The sequence below is a fragment of the Marinobacter sp. PE14 genome (assembly GCF_053566155.1).
Window position 1 is genome coordinate 232,531 of the sequence record NZ_JBQXNY010000004.1, and the last position, 24,503, is coordinate 257,033.

The following is a 24,503-nucleotide window of genomic DNA, read 5'->3' on the forward strand; positions in this document are numbered from 1 at the left end:
TGCCGAGGGGCAGGTGAGGGTGGCGAAACCACCCCCACCGCTGACCATTACTCGCCGTCGTAATCGACGCGGTCAACCAGTTTGACTGCGGCATTGCGGTTATCTGCGATCTCCTGCAGTGACAGGTTGTCGGGATTGATCTCACCCCACTCGGCAACCAGTCCTGAAGGCTGAACTTCCGGGTTTGCCGGGTATTCCGTGTTTGCCTCGGCGTAGATGCGCTGGGCTTCCGGCGAGGACAGGAATTCCATCAGTTTGATGGCGTTCTCGCGGTTCGGTGCGCTCTTGGTCAGGGAAATACCACTGATATTTACGTGAGTGCCCCGGCCTTCGGCGTTCGGAAATACAAGACGAACCTGCTCGGCGATCGGACGCTGGTTTTCGTCCTGCAGCATGTTTCCGTAGTAGTAGCTGTTACCGATGGAGATGTCGCATACGCCCTCGGCAATGGCCTTGATCTGGTCACGGTCGCCACCCTGGGGTTTGCGGGCCAGGTTATCTTTCAGGCCTTCCAGCCACTTCTCGGTTTCGGCTTCACCATGGTGGGCGATCATGGAGGAGAACAGGGCGATGTTGTAGGGGTGCTTGCCGCTGCGAGTGCAGATACGATTGTTCCACTTGTCGTCTGCCAGTTGTTCGTAGGTGGTGATCTCACCTTCCTCAACGCGGTCCTTGGAAACGAAAATCAGGCGCCCGCGGGTGGTCAGGGCAAACCACTTGCCGTCGGGATGGCGCAGGTTTTCCGGAATGTTCTCTTCCAGAGTGTCGTTGTCCACGTTCTGAACCAGATCACGTTCTACCAGCTCGTTGAGGCGGGAGATATCCACTGTCATCACCACATCTGCCGGGCTGTTGCGGCCTTCGCGCTCCAATCGCTCTGCCAGACCCTGTTTGGCAAAGACCACGTTGCTCTTGATGCCGGTTTCCTGTTCAAAAGCGTTCAGCAGGGGTTCGAGTAAATATGCCTGACGGTAGGAGTAGATGTTGACTTCGCCATCTGCGGAGGCGGCCATGGGCATGGCAGAGAGGGCGATTGCTGCAGTGGCAGCCAGTTTCATTCGCATAATCCCTTCCTTTTCTGATGATTCCGACAATAATTTGCCCGCACTGAGATCTACAGGCGTTTAAAAACGCCAACCATTCTCATTTCTATTACTTGTATAGTCAATATCTCCTTTGGCATATTTTTCTGAAAATGGTGTTATGCTTCGGAAGACTATAAAAACTATGCAAAAAGTAGTGGAACCCTCAGATGGTTGGGAACGATCGAAGAGAGCACATACGCACTGCCATGAGTGCGAAAGTAAAGGTGGTTCACGAGGAGCTGGGAGAATTCATATTCTCGACCCGCGATATCTCCGATGGCGGTGTTTTTATCGTTGTCGACACTGAGCCATTTGCGCCAAACCTTGGCGATCAAGTTACCGTGCAGGTGCAGGGGCTGCCTGTTCCCGCACCGATACTTGAAATGGTGGTAGTGCGCAAAACCAATGACGGGTACGGCCTCCAGTTTGATCAAAATGGTGACTGATAGGCGGATTGATGGCGCCTGCCGTGGATAATGGCAGGGTTAAACCAACGCTGTCAGGGATGCACCAGCAAGATGATCTTTTCAGTCTTTTCCAGAGCTTACAAGCCAATTATTGCAAGCCTCGTACTGGTGTCCGTGTCGGGCTGTGCCAGTTATTACTCACATTTTGCGATGTTTCCGGCTGAGAATTCATCCGGCGAGCCAAGACAGGTGCGGCTGTCCTGGCAGAGCGCGGATTATCCGGGCTGGTGGTTTGCCGACGACAAAGCCACGTCCGTGAAACTGGGAACCCAGTGCAGCGACCGTGTCTGGCGCCTCCGCGATGACGAAGAGGCGAGTGGCTGCGGCGAGGGTATTCGTGCCTGTGGCGAAGCGGGTCGGGATCTGTTGGCGCAGACGGGGCAGCCGGCAAGCGGCTCAACCCGCTGCATGTCCATCAATCCGGCGGACCCGGAGGCCCGTATTGCAGACATAGAAGGCAAGCTGGAGTTGTTGGTGTCCTGTACTCCTGCCGTTCTGGCCGAGGGTGAGGGTGATGATTCCCTGAACCTTGACTATCTGCGAGCCTCGTCAGTTCCCTATACCGTTCATGTCCGCAAGGCGCCGCGGGGTTCCATGCGTTCTCGATTGCCTGAATTTGATGAATCGGTATGTGACGCAGAGTGACACTTTCTGACGTTGATATGTGACTCCCATCACGTTGCTACATTTTGTTTCCTGTTGAACATTAGCGTTACGTTTTGTCGCGTTTGGGTTACCTGACGATACGATATTGTAATTGTGTCTTCCGGCGGTTCGGTCAGAATGGTCACTATCGATAAGTTTGGTGTGTGAGGTGGCCCGTGGGTGTCCAACAGAAAAAAGTCGCAGTTCATGATCTGGAAGTGGGCATGTTCGTGTCTGATCTGGACAGGCCATGGCACCAGACCCCCTTTCCGATTCAGGGTTTCCATATCCGGTCCCAGGATGACATTCGTGCACTGGTATCCCACTGCAAATGGGTCCTCGTTGATGTGGCGGAGGCAAGGGAATCCAAAGAAGTAAAAGGCGGAAGCAAGCCCGCTTTCGGAACACTGCAAGGCAAGCGCAGAGGCGGCCGGGAGCAGCTCCAGTTGCCGCCTTTGAGTATTCGCGAGCCGGTGACGTATGAAACCGTCACCAGTCTCAAAAAGGAAATGAAAACCTCAAAGCGCCTGCTTGACGATATGGAAGGCGCGCTGGACCAGCTTTTCGAGACACTTCGTGCCGATGGAGTGCCGGATCTCCGGCCGATTGCTGCGATTACCAGCAAAATGGTGAGTAGCGTTGTTCGCCAGCCTGACGCTTTATTGTGGCTCAGTCGCACTCGGGCTCACGACAGTTACCTGTACCGGCACGCACTGAATACGTCGGTCTGGGCCCTGGTGTGTGGCCGCCATCTCGGGTTGAACGAAGGGCTTCTGAACCATCTTGGCCTGGGTTGTCTGCTGTCTCAGGTGGGCAAAACCACGCTGCCGGCCGAGTTGCTGGCTCGGGAAGGCCAGTTGAACTCAGAGGAATATCTGACCTACCGGGGTTACGTTAGCCGCGGAGTCAGGATGCTTGAAAACAGTGGGCTCTCCCGTGCCGTGCTCAGTGTGGTTCAGGGGCACCGGGAACGTCATAACGGTTCGGGCTTCCCGGAAGGCGTCCGCGGCGATCGAATCCCATTGCTGGCCAAGGTTGCTGGCATAGCGGAATTTTTCGAATCGTTGATTGCGCCCCGGTCTCATGCCGAGCCGATGACGCCGGCGAAAGCGGTCACACTGCTCTATGAAATGCGCAACATCGAGTTCCAGGAGGACCTGGTCGAGAACTTCATCCAGGCAATCGGTATCTATCCCACCGGGAGTCTTGTCGAGCTGACCGATGGTCAGCGCGGTATTGTGGTTTCCCATTCCCCTGAGCGCCGTTTGTGGCCGCGGGTAATGGTAATGACCGATGCTGCTTCAAGGCCGTTGAAAACAGCCAAAATTATTGATCTGGCCAGATACAACGAAGGCAAGGAAGCGGCAGAAACCGTGAGGGTTCGCGATTGTCTGCCGCACGGTACGGAAGGCCTGGATCCTTCGTATTACGACGTGACCGGTGTGGAGTCACGCTGGAGCCTTTCCCGCCTGATCAGCGGATAATCACACGCAGCTGTTTGCGAACCCACCGATAGGTATCCTCCGGACGGAAGCTGAGCAGTAGCTCGGACTCACCGCCGGAGGGGCCGGCGACAAAATACTCCACCTCTCCGCTCTGCCAGTCGGCTGAATTTATCTGGATGTCCTGCGGGCGTGTGCTGATGGCTTCCAGTTCAGCCAGGGAGAGCCCGCCCCCGATTTTTCGAACCGCAACCTGCTTCAGGGTTGTATCTGTGGCCGGATGGCTGGCGACGTCCTCATCCAGGAAATATCGGTTCGCGACGGTGGTACTGATCGCCTTGAGCTCCCGCGTGAGATAGGTCTGGGCATCTTCCGAATCGATGTCTTCCATGGTTCGCACGGCATTTTCGATCCGGTCCTTTTTGGCCTGCAGGTCTTCACTGTATTCAATGTCAGGATCGCGGTCCTCATCATTTTCCGGTCGTGGAGGCGCGTTGTCTATTTGCTCCTGAGTCGGCGGCTCCTCACACAGTTCGTCGTCCTCCGGGTAAAAGCAGATGGCGGCCAGGAGTTGGTTGGCCGGGGATATGGGATTCGTCGAAGTGAACTCCGATTCGCTAGCACTGAAATCAATTGGTGCTGTCAGGTCAGGGAGGGCCGCGTTCAACTGCGTAATAACCCGGTCGCGGATATCGATACCATCTCCCTCGGCGACATTCTGGCTCCAGTTCAGGAGCATCAGGAACCGGGACAGGTTCATCAGCGTTGTGTTTTCCAGAACCTTTTGCTCAGTCAGCGTGTGGGTGCTCAGACCCTCATCATCCACCATCGGCGTTTGCAGCTCTGTGCGGGGGGGCTCGAAAAATTCGAGCAGGGTTACGTATTGCCTGGTCGGCACACCGCTAACCAGCGGCAGGTCTCCAACCCTGAACGTGATTGTTTCGCCGGGGTAGTAGCGGAATTCTCCCGCTGAGTTGGTGGTGCCCGCCTGACTGGCGGTCTGATAGGAAAGACCGTTAAAACCATTGAAATTAATTCGGCCGGTGCTGGTGTCGTCGCCCGAGCCTCCGCCGTCATCCAGGCAGCCAGAGAGGGCGAAGGCGCCCAGCAGTGTAAACGTGAGTTGGATGCGGTGAACGGATCTCATGGTTAGTCGTACATTCCCTTCAATTCAGCGCGCCCGCACCCAGGGTGCGGCAGCCCCTTTTGTAAATTGTTGTAACCGCATTATAGGGGCCGGGTTTGCCTCATATCGGGATTCCTGTCGCAGTTTCCGTTATTGGCTCGGAGGCACCTCCGGCCGATAAGGGCCTTGAAATCAGCGGCTTTGTCACAATAAATAGCATTCTAAATTCTGGCTGGCGGCTGGGGCCGTTCATTGCCATTTTTCACCGAATCGGGATGATTTATGACCAATGCACTGGAAATTGAGAGCCTCACCAAAACCTACGGTGACGGGTTTCGGGCTCTCAAGGGGATTGATCTTCACGTCGCCGAGGGGGATTTCTTTGCCTTGCTGGGACCCAACGGGGCCGGTAAATCGACCACCCTGGGTATCGTTTGCTCGCTGGTGAACAAGACAGCAGGGAAAGTGCGGGTGTTTGGATACGATATCGATACCCATCTCTCAGATGCGAAGCTTAACCTCGGCGTGGTGCCCCAGGAGTTCAACTTCAACCAGTTCGAGAAAGTCTTTGATATCGTAACCACCCAGGCCGGTTATTATGGCATTCCGTTGAAGCAGGCCTCGGCGTCGGCCGAAAAATATCTTAAAAAGCTCGGTCTCTGGGAAAAGCGCGACACTCCGGCCCGGATGTTGTCCGGCGGCATGAAGCGGCGTTTGATGATCGCCCGCGCCCTGGTCCACGAGCCAAAACTGCTGATTCTGGACGAGCCGACCGCGGGTGTGGATATCGAGCTTCGTCGCTCCATGTGGACCTTCCTGGAGGAGATGAATCGCCAGGGCACCACCATCATCCTGACGACTCATTACCTTGAGGAAGCGGAAGCCCTTTGCCGCAACATTGCCATTATCGACCATGGCAAGATCCTGAAGCACACCAGCAAGAAAGCCTTGCTGCAGCAGCTGAGCCTGGAGACTTTTGTGCTGGATACCGAGAAAGCCCTCGATACTGCGCCCGAGTTGAATGGGTTCCCGACCCGCCTGGATGGGGAAGGCGCCCTGGAGGTGGAAGTCCAGAAAGGCCAGGCACTTAACCAGGTGTTTGTGGAGCTTGAGCGGCTGGGCATCAAGGTGGTCAGCATGAGAACCAAGGCCAACCGGCTGGAAGAGCTGTTCATTCGCATGGTTGAAGAGAACGCCTCGGAATCCGCCAAGGCCGTGGAGGGTGCAGCATGACACCACAGGCCCTGTTTACAGCCTTCAGTACCATCGTTGTTCGGGAGATACGCCGATTTACCCGTATCTGGGCGCAGACCCTGCTCCCGCCGGCGGTCACCATGACCCTGTATTTCATTATTTTCGGCAACCTCATCGGCTCCCGCATCGGGGAAATGGGCGGCTTCGACTATATGTCGTTTATTGTGCCCGGGCTAATCATGATGGCGGTAATCACCAGTTCCTACGCCAACGTGGTGTCTTCGTTTTTCTCCATGAAGTTCCAGCGCAGCATCGAGGAGCTTCTGGTGTCGCCGGTGCCGAACTGGGTGATCCTGGCCGGTTACGTGACCGGTGGAATGGCGCGTGGCCTCGGCATCGGCCTGATTGTAACGCTCTTGTCACTGGCGTTTACCCGCCTGTCGATCCACAACCTGCCGATGATGGTTCTGACGGTATTTCTGACCTCTGCACTGTTTGCCCTGGGTGGCTTTATCAACGCCATGTTGGCGACCAAGTTTGATGACATCTCCATTGTGCCCACGTTCGTATTGACGCCTCTGACGTATCTGGGTGGCGTGTTCTACAGCATCGATTTACTGCCGGGGTTCTGGCAGGGCGTATCCATGGTCAACCCCATCCTCTACATGGTCAATGGCTTCCGGTACGGCATTCTGGGCGTGTCAGACGTTAATCCGTTTGTTTCTCTTGGTATGATTCTGGTTTTCATCTCCGTACTGGCATTCATTGCTCTCAGAATGCTGGAGCGTGGTAAAGGCATTCGCCACTGATTTCAGGAACCACTATGGCACTTAACGACGCCCCGCTTGGCAAGACAAGCGACTACCCGGACAGCTACGATCCAGGGCTGCTGTTCCCGGTGGCGAGAGAGGAAAACCGCCGCCGCCTTGGTCTGGAGGATGGCCGGTGGCCCTGGTTTGGCGAAGATCTTTGGCAGGCCTGGGAAATCTCCTGGTTGCGGCCAAATGGTGTGCCGGAGGTGGCCTGGGCGGAGATTGTCTTTCCGGCGGCTTCGCCTTCGATCATCGAGTCCAAATCGCTAAAGCTGTACCTCAACTCGCTGAACCAGGCGGTTTACTCCTCCCGGGAGCAGGTTGTGGAGGTGATTACCCAGGATCTGTCGAGTGCTTGCGGCGGTGCGGTACAGGTCAACCTGTTAAGCGTGGACGAATCCGGGGAGGCGATAGGCCGTCCTGAGGGGTTCGAATTGATTGATGATGAACCGGTAAGCGATGTGGTGTATGAGTACTCCCCCGACTTTCTCAATGTCGGCGGTGAGGTGGTGACTGAGCAGTTATGTTCCCATTTGCTCAAGAGCAACTGCCCGGTGACGGGCCAACCGGACTGGGCCACCCTGTTGGTAAGCTACACTGGCCCGAAAATCGACCGGGCTGGCTTGCTGCGTTACGTGGTCAGTTTCCGGCAGAAACAGGACTTCCACGAGCATTGTGTGGAAACGGTGTTTACCGATCTGATGGGCCGATGCAGCCCTGAGTCGCTAACGGTGGTTGCCCGATACACACGGCGGGGCGGGCTGGATATCAACCCCTGGCGAAGCACAGAAACCGGTAAGGATGCCGGGCCGCGACTGATACGTCAGTAATAGGGATCGACGTCAGCGCAGGGACGCGCCTCAGGAAACATCCTCTTCCCGCCGCAGGCGGTCTGCGGCGTCTTCCAGAGCGGTCAGGATGGCCTGCCGCTCTTTCTCAGTGATCTTGTCTGAATCGAGATACATGGCGAAGCCGCTATGTTCGTGTTCCAGGAAGCTTCGGTTGGGCCCCATATCGCGCCGGAAGTCGACCACTTCGTAAATGGGCACCGGCTTGCCAAAGCCCTTCACGGTAATCTCGCCCTTGTCTCTGCACATAATCTTGTCCTTGATCAGCGCGAAGGTCTCATAGGAAACGAGGATTTCGCCCGGCTCCGCCAGGGACTCAAGCCGGCTGGCCAGATTCACTTCCTTACCGATAATCGTGTAATCCATCCGGTTCTCGGCGCCAAAGTTGCCGACCGTGGTATAGCCGGTGCTTATTCCCATTCGGATTTCCAGCGGGGTCTTGATGCCCTGGCTGCGCCATTTCTGCCGCATGATTTTCATATGCTTGCGCATCTCGATGGCCATGGAGACACAGGCAAATGCGTCCTCCCGCTGGCCACGGCTGGTTGGGTCGCCAAAGAACACCATGATGGAATCACCAACGAACTTGTCGATGGTGCCGCCATACTTGAGAGCGACTTCCGACATCTCATTGAAGTAGTGATTCAGCAGCTCGGTCAGTGCTTCGGGTTCCATTTCCTCAGACAACTCGGTGAAGCCCTTGATGTCAGAGAAAAACACCGCCAGTTTCTTGCGCTGGGTTTCCAGTCTCACGTCCCGCTCACCGGTAAAGATTGACTGCCAGACCTGAGGCGAGAGGTATTTGGACAGTTTGTGTGAAAGCGCGATGGACTGCTCCCGCTGGTTCTGGATCTGGGTCTTTGCCAGCATCAACGCCCGTGCCTGCTGGTGGGAGTAGTAAGCCGTGACGCAAATATAAAGCCCGGTAGATAAAATCGACACAATACTGGTCAGCAGCGGCGAGTGTGGTCCGTCTGCCGGGCCGACGATTGCAACCGCACCCGCAATGGAAGCCGCCATAAAGCCGGTGCCCAGGACCCACTGACGGGTACCACCAACAATCAGGCAGCTGAACATGAGCATCAGGGCAACCGCCAGGGAGGGGATGACGATCAGCCCGATGCAGCCAATGAAAGCGCCACCAACAACGCAATCGAATATCAGCATCTTCTGTCGGATGCGTGGCGAATTCCTCAGGAAGGTACGGCGGGTCAGGGCGTGGGCGATATGAGGCCAGGTGAGAGCCCCGGCAACCAGCCAGAGAAGCCATTGCGGAAAGGCGCCCTGGAGAGCGCCGGTTACGATAATGGCTGCCGTTGAGGTGTATGCCAGTACCCGGCCATTGTAATCGGGCATTGGAGGAATGGCGATCGGGTTGCCCGCCGCCTCGGACGAGAGGGCTCTGCCAGCTGAGCTGCTGGCATTACGCAGGTCTGCCGGGGCACTCATCATTTCAGAAACGGATCCTGCCAATGAGGATGTCGCGGAACATGACCCAGTCACCCATAAGGCTGTACAGTGGGTGTTTGAAGGTGGCGGGGCGATTTTTTTCAAACTTGAAATGACCAACCCACGCAAAGCCATAGCCTATGACCGGCAAGGCCAGAAGCCATAACAGCTTGCCTGAAGTCAGAGCCCATACGGCGACTATCAGCACCAGAAGACTTCCAGCGAAATGCAAACGGCGACAGGTGACGTCGCTGTGCTCTTCGAGGTAGTACGGATAGAATTCTGAAAAGTTATTGAAGGTTTGCTGGTTGCTCATTGTGCTGCCACTCACCGTTGTACGACCGCGTCATTTATAATTGTTGGTAGACCCGACTACGACTAAAGGTTAACAGCATTACGTAGAACCCACAATTCACAGCCATGAATTGTGTTCGTACCCACATTTCAACAGTCTTCAAACAGCGAGCAGATATGACCGCAGTTACCGATTTCCTCCTGAACCGCTCCTCTGAACCGAGGCTGGAGTCGCCCGCGCCGGATTCGAAAACCCTCGAAAGGGCCTTTTCCTGCGCGGCGCGTGCACCGGACCATGCGCTGCTCAGGCCCTGGCGCTATCTGGTGATCGAGGGTAAGGGTCTGGAGGCCCTGGGAGAGCTGTTTGCGTCCACCTGCGCCAATAACAGCGACGAGAAAGAAATTGAGAAGCTCCGGCGTGCCCCCCTTCGCGCGCCCATGGTCATTGTTGGTATCGCGTCGCCCAGGACGCATCCCAAAGTACCGGAACTCGAGCAGGTTATGTCGGCCGCCGCCGGCATGAGTTTTGTTGAGCTTGCCCTTCAGGACGCCGGTTTCGGCGCAATGTGGAGAACGGGCGGTGTTGCCTACCATTCCTCGGTTCACCAGGGGCTGGGGCTGGAAGAGCATGAGCAGATCGTTGGCTTTCTCTATACCGGAACGGTTTCGGCATCCAAGCCGTCTGTGCCCAGACCGGCGGTGGACGAGTTTGTGCGTCATTGGCCCTGAGATCTCGTACGTATCCCCCCCGGCTTCTGCCGGGGGAAGCAGCTTGCCGCTTTTTCTTGTCTCGTTCCTTACTCCTTTCCCGTGACCACACCTTGGTATCTTTGCAGAGGCTGCCAACACTGGGTTTTCTGACAAATTTACACCTGGCCAGAATTCTGGCATCCAGCTTGCTTTAGTCCTGTCAAAGAGCACAGCCGGCAAAAACAGCTCGGCATATCAGTGCAGTTTTCGGGAGGCAACATGGCAATTACGTTTGATTCGGCTCTGGGCATTCACCAACACGCGGTTGAAGCGCGGGTTAAACGCGCCGAAGTTCTGGCAAACAACCTGGCGAACGCTGACACCCCGGGTTTCAAGGCGCGAGACCTGGACTTCCAGGCAATGATGCAGAAGGCCCAGGAGCAGGTCAGCGGATTCCAGATGGCCAAAACCCATGACGCGCACATGGATACCTCGCCATCGGCCTCGGAGAGCGATTTGATGTATCGGGTGCCCCACCAGCCGTCGGTTGACGGCAATACGGTAGACGCCCAGCAGGAGCAGACCCGTTTCATGCGTAACGCCATGGATTTCCAGGCCAGCTTCCAGTTTTTGAACAGCAAGTTCAGCGGTTTGACCAAAGCCCTCAAGGGCGAATAAGCCGCAGTCACAGGATTAGCGAAGGAGAATTTTCATGTCACTGGGCAGCATTTTTGACATCGCCGGTTCCGGCATGACCGCGCAATCACTGCGGCTGAATACAACCGCGTCCAATATTGCCAATGCGGAGACGGCGAGTTCTAGCACGGGGGAAACCTATCGCGCCAGGAAGCCGGTTTTCTCGGCGATTCAGCAATCTCTGATGAATCCGGGGCAGGGTGGCTTGCCCATGGCCGCTGATGAGGGCCCGGGTGCCGGCGTGAAGGTTGAAGGTATCGTCGAGAGTGATGCGGAGCTGCAGATGCGTTACGAGCCCCACCACCCGGCGGCCAACGAAGACGGTTACGTCTTCTATCCCAATGTGAATGTGGTCGAAGAGATGGCGGACATGATGTCGTCGTCCAGAAGTTTCCAGATGAATGTGGATGTCATGAACACAGCCAAGTCCATGATGCAGCGCATTCTGACTCTTGGTCAGCAGTAACAGGGTGAGGAGCACAACATGACTGCAGTAAATGCAACAGACGCGTCGGATGTTCTGAGCCAGTACCAGCTGAAGCAACAGAATGGCGGCCAGGGCACCAGTGAACTGGGCCGGAATGAATTCATGGAACTGATGCTGGCGCAGTTAAAAAATCAGAATCCGCTGGAGCCGCAGGACAACGGCGAGTTTATCTCCCAGCTGGCGCAGTTCAGCTCGCTGGAGGAGATGCAGAATCTCTCCGGAACGGTTGAGGATGTGGTCGGGCAGTTCCGATCCACCCAGGCACTCCAGGCCTCGGCCATGGTGGGTAAAACTGTACTTGCCCCCTCACAGATCGGGATCCTGGGTGCCGAAGGTGAAATTACCGGAACCATTGAAGTGCCTGCCTCTACAGGAGGCCTGCGCCTGTCTATCGAAGGACAGAATGGTGAGCGGGTGCGGCAGATTGATATGGGCAGCAGCCAGGCAGGTGTTGTGTCCTTCCGCTGGGACGGCCAGGACGGTAACGGCAATCCTTTGCCGCCGGGACCCTACCGCATTGTGGCCGAGGCTTCCTATCCGGATGGGCCCCAGCAGCTGGGCACGATGGTGAGCGCCAATGTGGACAGCGTATCCCTGGGCCAGGGCGGCTCAATAACCCTGAATCTTGCGGGCATGGGCTCCATTGCCCTGTCTGACGTGAAACAAATTAACTGAGACCGGTGAAACACCAAGGGGTGAACCATGGCATTTAATACAGGTTTGAGCGGCCTTCGTGCGGCATCGGTGGATCTGGACGTCACCGGTAACAACATTGCGAACGCCAGTACTGTTGGCTTCAAGGGCAGCAAGGCCCAGTTTGGCGACCTCTACGCCAGCGGCTTCCTGAGCGCAGGCACCAACCCGATCGGTGACGGTGTCCGGGTTCAGGATGTGAAGCAGTCCTTTGGCCAGGGCAACATCAGTTTTACGGACAATGGCCTGGATATGGCCATTGCAGGTGATGGTTTCTTTATACTCAATAATGGTGGAGAGATCCGCTATTCCCGTGCAGGGCAGTTTGGTATCGACAAGGAAGGCTACGTTACCAACAACCAGAACATGCGTGTTCAGGGCTATACCGCCGACGAGGATGGAAATCTTTCCGGGATCCGTGGAGATTTGCAGATTGCAACGGATAACCTTTCTCCCCGGAGGACGACTAATCTCGATACCGACCTCAATCTGGATTCCAGGGAGTCGGTGCTCGAAACCAGGGTGAGAGACATCGGTCCCCTGGCTGTCACCAGTCTGCAGGGTGATAGTTTCTCTGTTCAGTATTCTGATGGTTCACCAGACGCCAATGTTGCTATTGATCCTGCGGCTACCGCACGTCAGGCCGCAGCTACCATCAACGATGTTCCCGGGCTGAGCGCGTCAGCCACCACAACGGCTACCGCGAGCGGAATCACGGACACCTCTATCGCCAATGCCAACACCACTGGCAGTTTCACGTTCAGCCTGGACATTAACGGCGCGCCATTAGCGCTGGACACCAACAACATCAATTCATTGCAGGATCTTGTTGATTCGATCAACAATTCCAGCGAAGCGGCAATATCAGCCTCTGTGGTTGACGATGGGACAGGTACAAATGTTCTCCGTGTGATCCATAATCAGGGTGAAACTCTTGATTACTCGTTCGGCGATGGCACAACGACAACAGATCCCGCGCCGGTGCTTGGCGACGTCAATGTCACTGCGGACAGGATCGTCGCGTCTGTCAGCGACCCCTCGGATGGAACCTTTGAGACAGCGTTTAACGCCTCGCCGATTCGAATTACCAACGAGTTCAATCCGCTGGATCAACGTACCTATAACCATGCTACATCCACTACCATCTATGACAGTCTGGGTAACTCTCACGAGCTGACGCAGTTCTTTGTCAAGAATCCCTCTCCGGGCAATGGCGTCGGGGTTAGCGAGTGGTCAGTATACGCCCAGATTGATGGTGAGTTCGTGGGCGGCTCGGATGTGACACCTTACACTGCCCGGTTTGATCAGGACGGTGCCCTTCAGTCCATAAACGGCGACCCCAGTGGCGAAATCGTCATTGATGACTGGATACCGAAAGACAGCGCCGGGCAACCTAACGGGGCTGATGGCCCTCCAGCTGCCGGCGAGACGGTGGTGACGCCGATTCCCGAGCCGCCAACAACCTCGGCTTTTGTAATAAATCTGAATGGTACAACCCAGTATGGCGCGGCATTCGGGGTTAATGACCAGCAGCAAAATGGTTATACCACCGGTCGCCTTTCTGGACTCGACGTATCGGATCAGGGGGTATTATTCGCCCGTTACACCAATGGCCAATCCCAGGCATTGGGTCAGGTGGCGCTGGCATCGTTCAACAATACCAACGGATTGTCCCCTGTTGGTGACACCTCCTGGGTGGAAACCTTCGAATCCGGCCAACCAATCATCGGTGCTCCTGATACTGGAACCCTTGGATCGATCAAGGCCAGCTCGGTAGAGGAATCCAACGTCGACCTATCGGCGGAACTGGTCAACCTGATCATCGCCCAGCGGAACTATCAGGCCAACGCCAAGACCATTGAAACCTCCGATGCGGTCACCCAGACCATCATCAACCTCCGTTAATACCGCAATTTAGCGAAAATGGCATGACTCCTGCAGGAAGACTGGTAACAGTCAAAATTCCGGCAGGAGTTTTCCCATGGACAAAGCCCTCTACATCGGTATGTCTGGAGCCAAGCAGAACATGCTGGCCCAGCAGGCCCATGCCAACAACCTGGCGAACGTCAGTACCACTGGCTTCAAGAAAGATTTCGCCCAGGCCCGCAGTATGCCTGTTTACGGGGAGCACCACCCGACTCGTGCCTATGCCATGACCGAGAGGCCCGGCACGGACCTTTCCGCCGGTGCATTGATGGAAACCGGGCGCAAACTCGACGTGGCTGTGGAAGGTGAGGGATGGCTTGCCATCCAGAACGATCAGGGCGAAGAGGTCTTCACCCGGAGTGGCAGTCTCCAGGTGGATGTCAACGGCCTGGTACGCCTGGCCAACGGCGAACTGGTGCTTGGCAACGGTGGTCCGGTCGCGCTTCCTCCTTTTGACAACGTCGAGATTGGCGCCGATGGCACCGTCTCAATTGTTCCTGTTGGTGGGCCACCGGACCAGCTGGTTGAAGTAGATCGGCTGAAACTGGTCAGCCCGCCGCCCGAAGCCCTGGAGAAAGGTCTTGACGGACACATGCGTCGAAAGCCGGATCAGGCTCTGGATGGGCCCGAGCCGCCGGATGCAAACCAGCGGGTTGCCTCAGGATTCCTTGAAAGCTCCAACGTGAACGCGGTGGAAGAGATGATCTCCAACCTCCAGCTGTCCCGGCAATACGAGATGCAGGTGAAGGTTATGACCACCGCGAACGAGAATTCCGAAGCAACGGCACGGCTGTTGCAGAACCTTTAAGTAACGACTGAACACATTGGCCTGGCGGGCCTGAAGCGGCAAAGAATGGCCGCCTGACAGCCCCCGGCAAGGAGTAAGCAGCATGCATCCAGCACTATGGGTCAGCAAGACAGGGTTGAGCGCTCAGGACACCAACATGTCCACCATTTCCAACAACCTGGCGAACGTCAACACCACTGGCTTCAAGCGGGACAGAGCCGTGTTTCAGGACCTTCTGTACCAGATCAACCGGCAGCCTGGTGGTCTGACAACCCAGAACTCGGAATTGCCTTCCGGCCTGCAGCTGGGTACCGGTGTGCGGGTTGTGGGTACGGCCAAGCAATTTTCCCAGGGCAACCTGCAGATTACCGAGCAGCCCCTGGATATGGCTATCAATGGCCGTGGCTTCCTGCAGGTGCAGTTGCCGGATGGCCAGGTCGCCTATACGCGGGACGGTCAGTTTCAGCTCAATGCTGATGGCGATGTGGTCAACCCGGATGGCTACCCACTCGAGCCTGCTATCAACGTGCCGGAGAACGCCACCAATATCACCATTGGTAAAGATGGCACCGTAACGGCAGTAACGGACGATCAGGCAGCACCGGTAAACCTGGGCCAGATTACGCTGGTGGATTTCATCAACCCTCAGGGCCTGCAGGCTATCGGTAACAACCTGTTCAAGGCGACCAACGCCAGTGGCGATCCGGCGGAAGGTGAGCCCGGGCTGGCCGGACTTGGCAGTATTGAGCAGGGCAGTGTGGAGGCTTCCAACGTTGAGGTGGTGGAAGAGCTGGTGAACATGATCACCACCCAACGGGCCTACGAGATGAACTCGAAAGTGGTCTCCACCACTGACCAGATGCTCCAGTTCATCACTCAAAACATTGGCTAATGCGGCCAGAGGTGAGGTCATGAAACTGATGACATCCAACCGGACAACTCAAGGTGCCAGCACGCTGGTGACCGTTGTGGTTCTGATCCTGTTGCAGGGTTGTACGGCCATGAGCCGGCCCCGGGCAATTCCGGATGATCCCGAGTTTGCACCGGTGCGCCCTCAGGCCATGATGCAGCGTGACAGTGCCTCGGGGTCGATTTATCAGGTCTCCCGTAACTACAACTTCTACGGCGATACCGTGGCGTTGAACGTGGGTGATGTTCTGACCGTAAACCTTGAGGAATCGACGCGGGCCAGCAAGAACGCAGAAACCAGCATCACCAAAGACAACGAGATTTCGTTGCCGGAACCAACTGTCCTTGGCAAGAACAACTTCGGCATTGCCACGTCCCTGAACCAGGAGCGAGACTTCGAAGGCTCGGCGGAAGCGGATCAGAGCAATAGCCTGGCCGGCAGTATCACCGTAACGGTTACTGAAGTTTTGCCGAACGGCGTCCTGAAGATCCGTGGCGAGAAGTGGCTGTCGCTCACCAATGGAGATGAGTATATCCGCCTGACCGGGCTGGTACGCCCTCAGGATATTCAGCCGGATAACACCGTGGCATCCAACCGCATTGCCAATGCACGCTTCGCTTACGGTGGCACGGGTGATTTTGATCAGGCAAACCAGATGGGCTGGTTGGCACGCTTCTTTAACAGCGAGTGGTGGCCACTATGAGTATGCGTCGGTCTCTTGTCTGGGTTCTGGCCCTGGCCATTATTGCGGCGCCGGTAATGGCGGACCGCCTGAAAGACCTGTCACGGATCAAAGGTGTCCGTAACAACCAGCTGGTCGGTTATGGCCTTGTTGTTGGCCTCGATGGCACGGGCGATAGCGCTCCCTTCACCAATCAGACTTTCCGGAACATGATGAACCAGTTCGGTGTAACCCTGCCGGAAGGGGTCAACCCGAGTCTTGCGAATGTTGCGGCCGTTACGGTGAGTGCGACATTGCCGCCCTTTGCGAAAGCGGGGCAGGAAATCGACATCACTGTGTCGTCCATCGGCAACGCCGACAGCCTGCGCGGCGGCACCTTGCTGATGGCACCGCTGAAAGGTGCTGATGGGCAGGTTTATGCAATGGCCCAAGGCAGTCTGGTGGTGGGTGGTTTTGGTGCCCAGGGACAGGATGGGTCCCGAATCACCGTGAACGTTCCCAGCGTTGGCCGGATTCCCAATGGCGCCACTATCGAGCGGGAGGTGGCTTCGCCGTTCAGTCAAGGCGACACCATTACCTTCCATCTGCTGCGCCCGGATTTCACAACGGCTCGCCGTGTCGTCGAGGCTGTTAATGATCGTCTCGGGCCGGATATGGCTTATGCCCACGATGCCACCTCGGTTTCCGTTCGCGCGCCGCGTGACCCGTCCCAACGGGTCAGCTTTCTGTCGATTCTTGAAAATATTGAGGTGGATCCGGCCGAGGATGCCGCGAAAGTGGTCATCAACAGCCGCACCGGAACCATTGTGGTTGGCCAGAATGTCCAGGTCAGCGCCGCTGCAGTCACTCATGGCAATCTGACGGTCACCATTCAGGAAAATCCGAATGTGGAGCAACCGAATCCGTTTGCTGGCGGTGACACTGCCATTGAGCAGGATTCCCAGATTGCCATTACCGAGGAGCCGGCGCGGATGTTCAAGTTCGGCCCCGCCGTCACCCTGAACGAGATCGTTCAGGCCGTGAACCAGGTGGGCGCGGCGCCGGGTGATGTCATGGCGGTGCTTGAAGCCCTGAAACAGGCCGGCGCATTGCGTGCCGAGCTGATTGTTATCTAGGTGGAGTGATGCAGGACTACAAGGTTCAACAGGCCCAGGTTTATACCGACTTCAACGGTCTCAATGCGTTGAAGGCTCAGGCTCGCACTGATAAAGAGTCCGCTCTTCGAGAGGTGGCGCGCCAGTTCGAGAGTCTATTCCTGTCTGAAATGTTGAAGTCCATGCGCAAGGCCGGTGATGTTTTCGCCGAGGGCAACTACCTGAAGAGCAATCAGTCTGAGCTGTACCGGGATATGTTCGACAGCCAGATGAGTCTGACCATGGCCGGAGGCAAGGGTAGTGGCCTTGCGGAGGCACTGGTTCGACAGTTGAGCAAACAGATCCCTGGCATGAACGATGAAGGTGGCATGCTTGCGGGCCACAAGGCGAGTCTTGCGGATTACGACCGAAGCCTGCCCGCCCTCAATGCCGAGTTGCCCGAGCGGGTTCGGGAGGTAACGTCTGTTGCACAGAAAGCGCCCTCGGCAGTGACTTCGACTCCGTCGGACTTGCCGCATCAATTTGAATCTCCGGAGCATTTTGTTACAGAGCTGCTGCCGGTGGCCGAGCGGATTGCCCGGGACTCCGGAATAGACCCGAAACTGATGGTAGCCCAGGCGGCACTGGAAACTGGCTGGGGCCGGCACATGATCCGTGGGGAGCAGGGCGAGCCCAGTTTTAACCTCTTCGGCATCAAGGCGGACAGCCGCTGGCAGGGTGATGCGGTCTCCATTACCACCACGGAATACCGGGAAGGGCTGCCCATGAAAGAGCAGGCCAACTTCCGGGCCTACAGGGATTACGAATCCAGCTTCCGGGATTATGTCTCTTTCCTGGAATCCAATCCCCGTTACCGGGACGTCTTGTCGGTAGCAGACCAGCCTGAGGTTTTCGCAGAGAAGCTGCAGGAAGCCGGCTATGCAACCGACCCCAACTACGGCAACAAGATCCGCCAGATCATGAACCGTGACTCATTGATGACGCTGTCCATGGGCAGTGACGGGATGAAGGAGTAAAGCTTATGGCAGGGCTCATAGGTATTGGTCTGACCGGCATCCTCAGTCATCAGGCCGCCCTGAACACCACTGGCAACAATATAACCAACGCCAACACGCCGGGTTACAGTCGCCAGGAAGTGCTGTTTGAAACCCAGGAAGGCCAGCGCACTGGTGCCGGCACCATAGGCAGCGGCGTGAACGTGGCGGACATTCGCCGCCTGGCCAATGAATACCTGGTTCAACAGGTGCGGGAAGACAGCACCCTTTATGGAGAGCAGGAGGCCCTGAATTCGGAGCTGACCAGGCTTGATAACCTGCTCGGGGGTCAATCTACCGGCCTCAGCAATGCACTGAACAATTTTTTTGCAAGCCTTCAGAATGCCGCCGAAGATCCGACTTCCTTGCCGCAGCGCCAGTTGGTCCTCAGTGAGGCACAACAGGTTGTAAACCGTTTCCAGGCCCTGAACCAGGAATTCATCCAGCAGCGGGAGTCCATCAAGACCCAGATGCAGCAGGGTGTGAAAGATGCGAATACGCTGTTGAAGAGCATTGCGGAGCTGAACCTGGCGATTTCTGAATCACCTGGCATTGCCCAGGGGCAAATGCCCAACGAATTGTTGGATAAGCGAGATGAGAAACTGCGTCAGCTTTCCGAACTGATCAGCATCAGGGTGACACCGACCGACGGCAGCCAGGTCAACGTGTCTCTGTCGAACGGTCTTTCCCTGGTGGTTGGTAGCAATGCATCCACCCTCGGCACCCGGGAAAACGCCGAGGATCCGACCCGCCTGGAATTCACGCTGAACAATGGTGGGCGCACCCTTAATATTGATGAGCAGATTACCGGCGGCAAGCTCGGCGGACTTCTGCGTTTCGATACCGAAGGTCTGAAACCGGCATTCGATGAACTTGGCAGGATTGCCATTGCCCTCTCCGACACCATGAACCACCAGCATGAAATCGGGATGGATCTGGAGGGCGAACTCGGTGGTCTGTTCTTCACCAATATTAATTCGCTGGAGGCGCAACGCAGCCGGGTGGTCCCCAATGGCAACAACGCTCCGTCCACGACAGGGCAGTTGGCCGTCGAAATCACCGACAGCTCGCGGCTTCCCGCAGGGCGCTGGACTCTGCAGTTCAGTGGTGACGGGCGGAGCTACGAGTTGATTGACCAGGACACGGGCAAAACCGTGAACCAGGGACGTCTCCCGGACCCGGTCCAGTCGGAAATCAGCATGCCGGGCTTCAACATCAGGGTTGAAGGCGGCACGTTCAACGCTGGCGACAAATTCCTCATTCAGCCGAGCCGAAATGCCGCTGAAAGCATCGGCCTGGTAGTAAACCGGGAGGAAGATCTGGCCTTCGCCAGCCCGGTCCGCGCGACGACCGGAGATGACAATATCGGAACCGGCAAGATCGATCAGGGCACCATGCTGAACGTGCGGAATCCGTTCACCAATTCCCTGTTGCCCGCTTTTCAGTCGTCCGGTCAGTTGGCGAACGGGCCGATAACCGTAGAATTTGACGATCCTGGCACCGGCCTGGTGTTCACCGTTACGGACGGCAGTGGTAACCCGATAGGTCCGGCAAATCGGCCTTACAATCCCGGCGTTGCTAATGAATTGTTCAGCGGCAATCCGGCTGATGGTGCCGAGTATCAGGGTTTTCAGTTCAAGATAACGGGCCAGCCGGCTGACGGTGACACCTTCGAGATCAATTACAACTCAAACGGTGTTTCCGACAACAGGAATGCGGAATTGCTGGCGGCTCTTGGTACGGCGAACACGCTGAATGGTGGTAGCCAGAACTTTTCCGAAGGCTATGCCGGGCTTGTTGAAGATATCGGTGTCAAAACACGCCAGAGTCAATTGGATGTGGATGCCGGCAAAACTCTTCTGGAACAGTCGACCAATCAGCGGGAATCTATATCCGGCGTCAACCTGGATGAGGAAGCCGGCCGCCTGATCCAGTATCAGGCCGCCTACAATGCCTCCGCCCAGGTAATGTCGGTGGCTCAGGACCTGTTCAATACACTGTTGCAGAGTTTCCGGTAACGGTTGAGGTGATGTGACATGATCAGAATTTCATCACAGCAGATTTTTTCAGGCGGCATTAATCGGCTCCAGGAGCTGAATACCAGCTTGAATAACACCCAGCAACAGATCTCGACTGGCCAGAGGGTAAACAAACCTTCCGACGATCCGGTCGCTGCGGCGCGGATTCTGAAGCTGGATCAGGAGCTTTCGCGGGTTGAAACCTATCAGCGCAACGTCGACCTGGCGGACAACCGTCTGAAACAGGAAGAGAGTGCGCTGGAAAGCTCAATCGATGTGATTCAGCGAATCCGGGAATTGACGGTTCAGGCCGGTAACGGATCGTTGTCGGCCAACGATCGGCGCTCAATTTCCTCCGAGCTGGAGGAGCGCATTGGGCAGTTGGCGAATATTGCCAATACCCGGGATGCCTCAGGAGAGTATATTTTTAGTGGATTCCAGGGCTCGGTAAAGGCCTTTGAGCAGGACCCTTCAGGTAGCTGGACTTATCAGGGCGACGAAGGCCAACGAGTCCTGGAGATTGATGATGGCGTTACCGTTCCCATCAGCGATAACGGCAAGGACATTTTTGTCCGGGTTCCCGCTGCAATAACCGGCGAACACAGCACTGTGAATACGCCGGGTGCCTCCATTTCCGGGGTCAGTCTGGTTAACGAAGCAGATCTTGCTGCCGCCTATCCCAACTCATTTCCGGATGACATCACGGTTGAAGTTGATGCCGGGGGCAATATTATCGCTACGGACAGCCAGGGTGATGTATTGACGGTGGATCCAGCAACCTATCAGAGCGGTGAACCCTTTGAGGTTGCCGGCGTTGAAGTGACTCTGACAGACGCGGTTGCCGGTGCGGGTGATGTGTTTACGCTGAAGATCAACGAAAAACAGTCGGTTTTCGGCACCATTGAAAACCTGATTTCCGGTTTGAACAACATCGACAAGAGTAGTCCGGGTGGGCAGGCCCAATACGACGACCTCATTGCCAATTCGCTGATCAACCTCGATAACGCCCAGGAAAGCATTATCCTGAAGCAAACGGAGTTGGGAGGCCGGATGAACGCAGTGGAATCGACCAAGTCCTTCCTGGAGGATTCGTCCGTTTACAGCAATGAAATACGTTCCCAGCTGCAGGATGTGGACTACGCAGAGGCCATCAGCACCCTGAGTTTCCAGAGCTTCGTACTGCAGGCGGCCCAGCAGTCTTTTGCCCAGGTTTCGCAACTGTCGCTGTTCGATCGATTGTAAAACTCTGAGCCGGCGGGCAGTTGTGTCCGCTGGCTTATTGCTTTCGCGATTTAGCTCAGTATAATCCCCAACACTCTCCGATGGCGGCGTGGTGAAATTGGTAGACACGACGGATTCAAAATCCGTTGGGGTAAAACCCGTGGCGGTTCGAGTCCGCCCGCCGCTACCATCTTCTTTCCTTCGGCGTCGTTAACAGTCCATTCCATGAATGTCTCCGATTTTCACTTTGACCTGCCGGACGAATTGATCGCCCGCTATCCACTCAAGGATCGCAGCGCGTCCAGGCTGCTTTGTCTCGACGGCCTCTCTGGCAAGCTTGACCACCTAATATTCAGTGAACTTCCTGACCTGCTTCAGCCCGGCGACTTGCTGGTGTTTAACAACACTCGGGTGATTCCTGCGCGCCTTTTTGGCAAGAAGGAGACCGGTGGGCAGGTTGAAGTTCTGGTTGAGCGGGTAACCGGGGAACATGAAATCATCGCCCATGTCCGTGCCTCGAAGGCATTGAAACAGGGTCAGAAGGTTATCCTCGAGGATGGTACTTCTTTGAGAATGTCGGGCCGGGACGAAGCGCTGTTTCATCTCGTCTGTGAGTCTGACGAACCAGTACTCGAGGTGCTTGAGCGGATTGGCCACATGCCACTTCCGCCTTATGTGGACCGGCCGGACGAATCCAGCGATCGGGAACGTTACCAGACCGTTTACGCCCGGGAAGCAGGTGCCGTCGCAGCGCCCACGGCGGGTCTGCATTTCGATGAGAGCCTGCTGGAGAAACTGGCTGCCTGCGGCATTGAAAGTGCCTTTGTGACCCTGCATGTCGGTGCCGGCACATTCCAGCCGGTACGGGTCGATAAAATCGAGGATCACACCATGCACAGTGAGGTGGTGAACGTTCCCCAGGATGCCGTCGACGCAATCGAACGAACCCGAGCAAGGGGAGGGCGTGTGGTTGCCGTGGGTACCACGTCAGTTCGCTCCCTTGAGTCTGCCAGCCGTGGTGGTCGCCTGAGGGCGTTCACGGGTGAGACTGACATCTTTATTTACCCGGGTTACCGGTTCCAGACCGTGGATGCCCTGATCACCAACTTCCATTTGCCGGAATCGACCCTGATCATGCTGGTCAGCGCGTTTGCCGGCTATGACAACGTAATGTCGGCTTACCGGGAAGCGGTAAAGGAACGCTACCGCTTTTTCAGTTACGGTGACGCCATGTTTATAAGCGGTCAGGAACCCAGCCGGGGCATGTTGCTTGGGGCGGCCGTGGAACCCAATGAAGCCGGTAACGATAATGCCGGGGAGGCTTTGTGACACAAACCTGTTTCATGTCGTTCGAAAAACTGAGCGAAGATGGGCGCGCTCGCCGTGGCCGTCTGACCTTTCCCCGGGGAACCGTTGAGACTCCCGCATTCATGCCTGTCGGCACCTACGGCACCGTCAAGGGTATGCTGCCTCGGGATATCCATGAAATCGGCGCAGAAATCATTCTGGGTAACACCTTTCATCTGATGCTTCGGCCTGGTACCGAGGTGATCAAGGCCCATGGTGACCTCCACGATTTCACTCAGTGGCATGGGCCTATCCTGACCGATTCTGGCGGTTTTCAGGTGTTCAGCCTTGGCGAGATGCGCAAGATCACCGAGGAGGGGGTTACCTTCCGTTCACCGGTAGACGGTTCGCCGGTGGAGCTGTCCCCGGAGATTGCCATCCAGGTGCAGCGGGATCTCGGATCGGATATCGTCATGATCTTTGACGAGTGCACGCCTTACCCGGCCACCGAGCGCCAGGCAAAAGACTCCATGGAGTTGTCGTTGCGCTGGGCGCAACGGAGCAAGGATGCCCACGAGGGGAATCCTGCGGCGTTGTTCGGCATCGTTCAGGGTGGTATGTACGAGAGCCTGCGGGACCGCTCCCTGGAAGGGCTCACAGATATCGGCTTCGATGGCTACGCCATTGGTGGTCTGTCGGTCGGCGAGCCGAAAGAAGACATGATCCGGATTCTGGATCACTTGCCGCCGAAAATGCCGGAAGACAAGCCCCGGTACCTGATGGGCGTGGGGCGGCCGGAAGATCTCGTCGAGGCGGTACGTCGCGGTGTCGACATGTTCGACTGTGTAATGCCGACCCGCAACGCCAGGAATGGCTATCTGTTTACGTCAACCGGGATTGTAAAAATCCGCAATGCGCGGCACCGTCACGACACCGCGCCGCTGGACGAGCGCTGCGACTGTTACACCTGTGAGAACTTTTCGAGAAGTTATCTCCATCATCTGGATAAATGTGGAGAAATGCTGGGCTCGCAACTGAATACCATCCATAACCTTCGGTTCTATCAGAACCTGATGGCTGGATTGCGTGGGGCCATTGAAGCAGGTACATTGTCGGACTTTGTAACCGACTTCTATGCTCTGCGCGGAGAGACCGTTCCGCCCTTGGGCAATGTTTGATCTATTCGCTAAACCAACGGAGATACTCAATGAAATCTATTAAAATGCTCGTTGCCGGCCTTTTGGCTCTGATGCCCGCTCTTGCCATGGCACAGGACCCGGCTGCTCAGGGAATGGGTGTTATGGGCCAGGTAATCTTTTTCGCAGGCTTCATCCTGATTTTCTACTTCCTGATCTGGCGTCCGCAGTCCAAGCGCGCGAAAGAGCACAAAGCACTGATGTCCGGCCTGAATAAAGGTGATGAAATTGTGACCTCCGGTGGTGTTGCCGGCAAGATCACCAAGGTAACCGACGATTTTATCGTTGTGGAAATTGCCGACAATGTTGAGATCAAAGTCCAGAAAGTAGCCGTTGCTGCGGCGCTGCCAAAAGGCACGCTCAAGGACATCTGAGCGGGGGCCATTTAGCCGGCCATCCCTGGTGGCCGGTCTGAATCTT

At 56.3% G+C, this 24,503-nt stretch carries 25 protein-coding genes and 1 tRNA gene; 22 read left to right on the forward strand and 4 right to left on the reverse strand.

Annotated elements, in window-relative coordinates:
- Positions 1-47: 47 nt before the first annotated feature.
- On the reverse strand, positions 48-1,064 hold the full coding sequence (locus ACWJ62_RS14630) for a Fe(3+) ABC transporter substrate-binding protein (RefSeq protein WP_449286847.1): 1,017 nt from the start codon (positions 1,062-1,064) through the stop codon (positions 48-50).
- A gap of 188 nt (positions 1,065-1,252) precedes the next feature.
- Between ACWJ62_RS14630 and ACWJ62_RS14635 the strand changes: the two genes are divergently transcribed.
- The 3 genes from ACWJ62_RS14635 (at position 1,253) to ACWJ62_RS14645 (ending at position 3,681) form a co-directional block, all read left to right on the forward strand.
- A complete protein-coding gene (locus tag ACWJ62_RS14635; RefSeq protein WP_449286848.1) occupies positions 1,253-1,531 on the forward strand; it encodes a PilZ domain-containing protein in 279 nt (92 codons plus the stop codon).
- Positions 1,532-1,603: 72 nt separating this feature from the next.
- Positions 1,604-2,197, forward strand: coding sequence for a hypothetical protein (locus tag ACWJ62_RS14640; protein ID WP_449286849.1), 594 nt, complete (start codon positions 1,604-1,606; stop codon positions 2,195-2,197).
- Between the two features lie 176 nt (positions 2,198-2,373).
- The gene (locus ACWJ62_RS14645) at positions 2,374-3,681 is read left to right on the forward strand and encodes an HD-GYP domain-containing protein (RefSeq protein WP_449286850.1); all 1,308 of its coding nucleotides are present in this window, start codon (positions 2,374-2,376) and stop codon (positions 3,679-3,681) included.
- Here ACWJ62_RS14645 and ACWJ62_RS14650 read toward each other — a convergent pair.
- Positions 3,671-4,786 (reverse strand): organic solvent ABC transporter permease, encoded by a 1,116-nt coding sequence (locus ACWJ62_RS14650; RefSeq protein WP_449286851.1) that lies wholly within the window; start codon positions 4,784-4,786, stop codon positions 3,671-3,673. The two genes, ACWJ62_RS14645 and ACWJ62_RS14650, sit on opposite strands and share 11 nt — an antisense overlap.
- 261 nt (positions 4,787-5,047) lie before the next feature.
- Between ACWJ62_RS14650 and ACWJ62_RS14655 the strand changes: the two genes are divergently transcribed.
- From ACWJ62_RS14655 to queF, 3 genes are read left to right on the forward strand one after another with little or no spacing between them, the layout of a single operon-like run.
- Positions 5,048-5,998 carry an ABC transporter ATP-binding protein gene (locus ACWJ62_RS14655; RefSeq protein ID WP_449286852.1) on the forward strand — a complete coding sequence of 317 codons (951 nt, stop codon included), beginning with the start codon at positions 5,048-5,050 and terminating at the stop codon, positions 5,996-5,998.
- The gene (locus ACWJ62_RS14660) at positions 5,995-6,768 is read left to right on the forward strand and encodes an ABC transporter permease (RefSeq protein ID WP_449286853.1); all 774 of its coding nucleotides are present in this window, start codon (positions 5,995-5,997) and stop codon (positions 6,766-6,768) included. The genes ACWJ62_RS14655 and ACWJ62_RS14660 overlap by 4 nt, the downstream gene beginning before the upstream one ends.
- 14 nt (positions 6,769-6,782) lie before the next feature.
- On the forward strand, positions 6,783-7,601 hold the full coding sequence (gene queF / locus ACWJ62_RS14665; RefSeq protein ID WP_449286854.1) for an NADPH-dependent 7-cyano-7-deazaguanine reductase QueF: 819 nt from the start codon (positions 6,783-6,785) through the stop codon (positions 7,599-7,601).
- 30 nt (positions 7,602-7,631) lie between these two features.
- Here queF and ACWJ62_RS14670 read toward each other — a convergent pair whose 3' ends face one another.
- Together ACWJ62_RS14670 and ACWJ62_RS14675 are read right to left on the reverse strand one after the other, a co-directional pair.
- Entirely contained in the window at positions 7,632-9,071 is a 1,440-nt protein-coding gene (locus tag ACWJ62_RS14670; RefSeq protein WP_449286855.1) for an adenylate/guanylate cyclase domain-containing protein, read from the reverse strand.
- A 1-nt stretch (position 9,072) separates the two neighbouring features.
- On the reverse strand, positions 9,073-9,384 hold the full coding sequence (locus tag ACWJ62_RS14675) for an Mpo1-like protein (protein WP_449286856.1): 312 nt from the start codon (positions 9,382-9,384) through the stop codon (positions 9,073-9,075).
- Positions 9,385-9,539: 155 nt separating this feature from the next.
- On the opposite strand from ACWJ62_RS14675, the gene ACWJ62_RS14680 reads away from it, so the two are divergent.
- The 16 genes from ACWJ62_RS14680 (at position 9,540) to yajC (ending at position 24,457) form a co-directional block, all read left to right on the forward strand.
- On the forward strand, positions 9,540-10,091 hold the full coding sequence (locus ACWJ62_RS14680; protein ID WP_449286857.1) for a nitroreductase family protein: 552 nt from the start codon (positions 9,540-9,542) through the stop codon (positions 10,089-10,091).
- Positions 10,092-10,331: 240 nt separating this feature from the next.
- Positions 10,332-10,730 carry a flagellar basal body rod protein FlgB gene (gene flgB, locus ACWJ62_RS14685; protein WP_041645182.1) on the forward strand — a complete coding sequence of 133 codons (399 nt, stop codon included), beginning with the start codon at positions 10,332-10,334 and terminating at the stop codon, positions 10,728-10,730.
- A 34-nt stretch (positions 10,731-10,764) separates the two neighbouring features.
- Positions 10,765-11,214, forward strand: coding sequence for a flagellar basal body rod protein FlgC (gene flgC / locus ACWJ62_RS14690; RefSeq protein WP_449286858.1), 450 nt, complete (start codon positions 10,765-10,767; stop codon positions 11,212-11,214).
- Positions 11,215-11,232: 18 nt separating this feature from the next.
- Positions 11,233-11,910 (forward strand): flagellar hook assembly protein FlgD, encoded by a 678-nt coding sequence (locus ACWJ62_RS14695; RefSeq protein WP_064226898.1) that lies wholly within the window; start codon positions 11,233-11,235, stop codon positions 11,908-11,910.
- A 27-nt stretch (positions 11,911-11,937) separates the two neighbouring features.
- Complete coding sequence (locus ACWJ62_RS14700; protein ID WP_449286859.1) at positions 11,938-13,833, forward strand: flagellar hook-basal body complex protein; 1,896 nt, start codon at positions 11,938-11,940, stop codon at positions 13,831-13,833.
- Between the two features lie 76 nt (positions 13,834-13,909).
- Positions 13,910-14,662, forward strand: coding sequence for a flagellar basal body rod protein FlgF (locus tag ACWJ62_RS14705; protein ID WP_014576887.1), 753 nt, complete (start codon positions 13,910-13,912; stop codon positions 14,660-14,662).
- 82 nt (positions 14,663-14,744) lie between these two features.
- Entirely contained in the window at positions 14,745-15,533 is a 789-nt protein-coding gene (gene flgG, locus ACWJ62_RS14710; RefSeq protein WP_449286860.1) for a flagellar basal-body rod protein FlgG, read from the forward strand.
- 19 nt (positions 15,534-15,552) lie between these two features.
- Positions 15,553-16,254 carry a flagellar basal body L-ring protein FlgH gene (gene flgH / locus ACWJ62_RS14715; protein ID WP_449286861.1) on the forward strand — a complete coding sequence of 234 codons (702 nt, stop codon included), beginning with the start codon at positions 15,553-15,555 and terminating at the stop codon, positions 16,252-16,254.
- Positions 16,251-17,348: a flagellar basal body P-ring protein FlgI gene (locus ACWJ62_RS14720; RefSeq protein WP_449286862.1), complete on the forward strand. Its 1,098-nt coding sequence runs from the start codon at positions 16,251-16,253 to the stop codon at positions 17,346-17,348. Before flgH ends, ACWJ62_RS14720 begins: the two co-directional genes overlap by 4 nt.
- An 8-nt stretch (positions 17,349-17,356) precedes the next feature.
- On the forward strand, positions 17,357-18,343 hold the full coding sequence (gene flgJ / locus ACWJ62_RS14725) for a flagellar assembly peptidoglycan hydrolase FlgJ (protein WP_449286863.1): 987 nt from the start codon (positions 17,357-17,359) through the stop codon (positions 18,341-18,343).
- Positions 18,344-18,348: 5 nt separating this feature from the next.
- Positions 18,349-20,379, forward strand: a complete 2,031-nt coding sequence (gene flgK, locus ACWJ62_RS14730; RefSeq protein WP_449286864.1) for a flagellar hook-associated protein FlgK — start codon at positions 18,349-18,351, stop codon at positions 20,377-20,379.
- A gap of 18 nt (positions 20,380-20,397) precedes the next feature.
- Complete coding sequence (gene flgL / locus ACWJ62_RS14735; RefSeq protein ID WP_449286865.1) at positions 20,398-21,621, forward strand: flagellar hook-associated protein FlgL; 1,224 nt, start codon at positions 20,398-20,400, stop codon at positions 21,619-21,621.
- Between the two features lie 82 nt (positions 21,622-21,703).
- Positions 21,704-21,790 (forward strand) — tRNA-Leu (locus ACWJ62_RS14740).
- Positions 21,791-21,825: 35 nt separating this feature from the next.
- On the forward strand, positions 21,826-22,929 hold the full coding sequence (gene queA, locus ACWJ62_RS14745) for a tRNA preQ1(34) S-adenosylmethionine ribosyltransferase-isomerase QueA (RefSeq protein ID WP_449286866.1): 1,104 nt from the start codon (positions 21,826-21,828) through the stop codon (positions 22,927-22,929).
- A 14-nt stretch (positions 22,930-22,943) separates the two neighbouring features.
- A complete protein-coding gene (gene tgt, locus ACWJ62_RS14750; RefSeq protein WP_449287096.1) occupies positions 22,944-24,065 on the forward strand; it encodes a tRNA guanosine(34) transglycosylase Tgt in 1,122 nt (373 codons plus the stop codon).
- A gap of 29 nt (positions 24,066-24,094) precedes the next feature.
- Positions 24,095-24,457, forward strand: a complete 363-nt coding sequence (gene yajC, locus ACWJ62_RS14755) for a preprotein translocase subunit YajC (protein ID WP_449286867.1) — start codon at positions 24,095-24,097, stop codon at positions 24,455-24,457.
- Positions 24,458-24,503 lie beyond the last annotated feature (46 nt).

Excerpts from the sequence above, each read along its gene's own strand:
- flgB (WP_041645182.1), top strand. The coding sequence starts at position 10,332 with ATGGCAATTACGTTTGATTCGGCTCTGGGCATTCACCAACACGCGGTT.
- yajC (WP_449286867.1), top strand. The coding sequence starts at position 24,095 with ATGAAATCTATTAAAATGCTCGTTGCCGGCCTTTTGGCTCTGATGCCC.
- ACWJ62_RS14655 (WP_449286852.1), top strand. The coding sequence starts at position 5,048 with ATGACCAATGCACTGGAAATTGAGAGCCTCACCAAAACCTACGGTGAC.
- ACWJ62_RS14650 (WP_449286851.1), bottom strand. The coding sequence starts at position 4,786 with ATGAGATCCGTTCACCGCATCCAACTCACGTTTACACTGCTGGGCGCC.
- ACWJ62_RS14675 (WP_449286856.1), bottom strand. The coding sequence starts at position 9,384 with ATGAGCAACCAGCAAACCTTCAATAACTTTTCAGAATTCTATCCGTAC.
- flgJ (WP_449286863.1), top strand. The coding sequence starts at position 17,357 with ATGCAGGACTACAAGGTTCAACAGGCCCAGGTTTATACCGACTTCAAC.
- flgC (WP_449286858.1), top strand. The coding sequence starts at position 10,765 with ATGTCACTGGGCAGCATTTTTGACATCGCCGGTTCCGGCATGACCGCG.
- ACWJ62_RS14630 (WP_449286847.1), bottom strand. The coding sequence starts at position 1,064 with ATGCGAATGAAACTGGCTGCCACTGCAGCAATCGCCCTCTCTGCCATG.
- ACWJ62_RS14705 (WP_014576887.1), top strand. The coding sequence starts at position 13,910 with ATGGACAAAGCCCTCTACATCGGTATGTCTGGAGCCAAGCAGAACATG.
- flgH (WP_449286861.1), top strand. The coding sequence starts at position 15,553 with ATGAAACTGATGACATCCAACCGGACAACTCAAGGTGCCAGCACGCTG.
- queA (WP_449286866.1), top strand. The coding sequence starts at position 21,826 with ATGAATGTCTCCGATTTTCACTTTGACCTGCCGGACGAATTGATCGCC.
- flgG (WP_449286860.1), top strand. The coding sequence starts at position 14,745 with ATGCATCCAGCACTATGGGTCAGCAAGACAGGGTTGAGCGCTCAGGAC.
- ACWJ62_RS14720 (WP_449286862.1), top strand. The coding sequence starts at position 16,251 with ATGAGTATGCGTCGGTCTCTTGTCTGGGTTCTGGCCCTGGCCATTATT.
- ACWJ62_RS14670 (WP_449286855.1), bottom strand. The coding sequence starts at position 9,071 with ATGATGAGTGCCCCGGCAGACCTGCGTAATGCCAGCAGCTCAGCTGGC.
- flgK (WP_449286864.1), top strand. The coding sequence starts at position 18,349 with ATGGCAGGGCTCATAGGTATTGGTCTGACCGGCATCCTCAGTCATCAG.
- ACWJ62_RS14700 (WP_449286859.1), top strand. The coding sequence starts at position 11,938 with ATGGCATTTAATACAGGTTTGAGCGGCCTTCGTGCGGCATCGGTGGAT.
- ACWJ62_RS14660 (WP_449286853.1), top strand. The coding sequence starts at position 5,995 with ATGACACCACAGGCCCTGTTTACAGCCTTCAGTACCATCGTTGTTCGG.
- ACWJ62_RS14640 (WP_449286849.1), top strand. The coding sequence starts at position 1,604 with ATGATCTTTTCAGTCTTTTCCAGAGCTTACAAGCCAATTATTGCAAGC.
- queF (WP_449286854.1), top strand. The coding sequence starts at position 6,783 with ATGGCACTTAACGACGCCCCGCTTGGCAAGACAAGCGACTACCCGGAC.
- flgL (WP_449286865.1), top strand. The coding sequence starts at position 20,398 with ATGATCAGAATTTCATCACAGCAGATTTTTTCAGGCGGCATTAATCGG.
- ACWJ62_RS14695 (WP_064226898.1), top strand. The coding sequence starts at position 11,233 with ATGACTGCAGTAAATGCAACAGACGCGTCGGATGTTCTGAGCCAGTAC.
- tgt (WP_449287096.1), top strand. The coding sequence starts at position 22,944 with ATGTCGTTCGAAAAACTGAGCGAAGATGGGCGCGCTCGCCGTGGCCGT.
- ACWJ62_RS14680 (WP_449286857.1), top strand. The coding sequence starts at position 9,540 with ATGACCGCAGTTACCGATTTCCTCCTGAACCGCTCCTCTGAACCGAGG.
- ACWJ62_RS14635 (WP_449286848.1), top strand. The coding sequence starts at position 1,253 with ATGGTTGGGAACGATCGAAGAGAGCACATACGCACTGCCATGAGTGCG.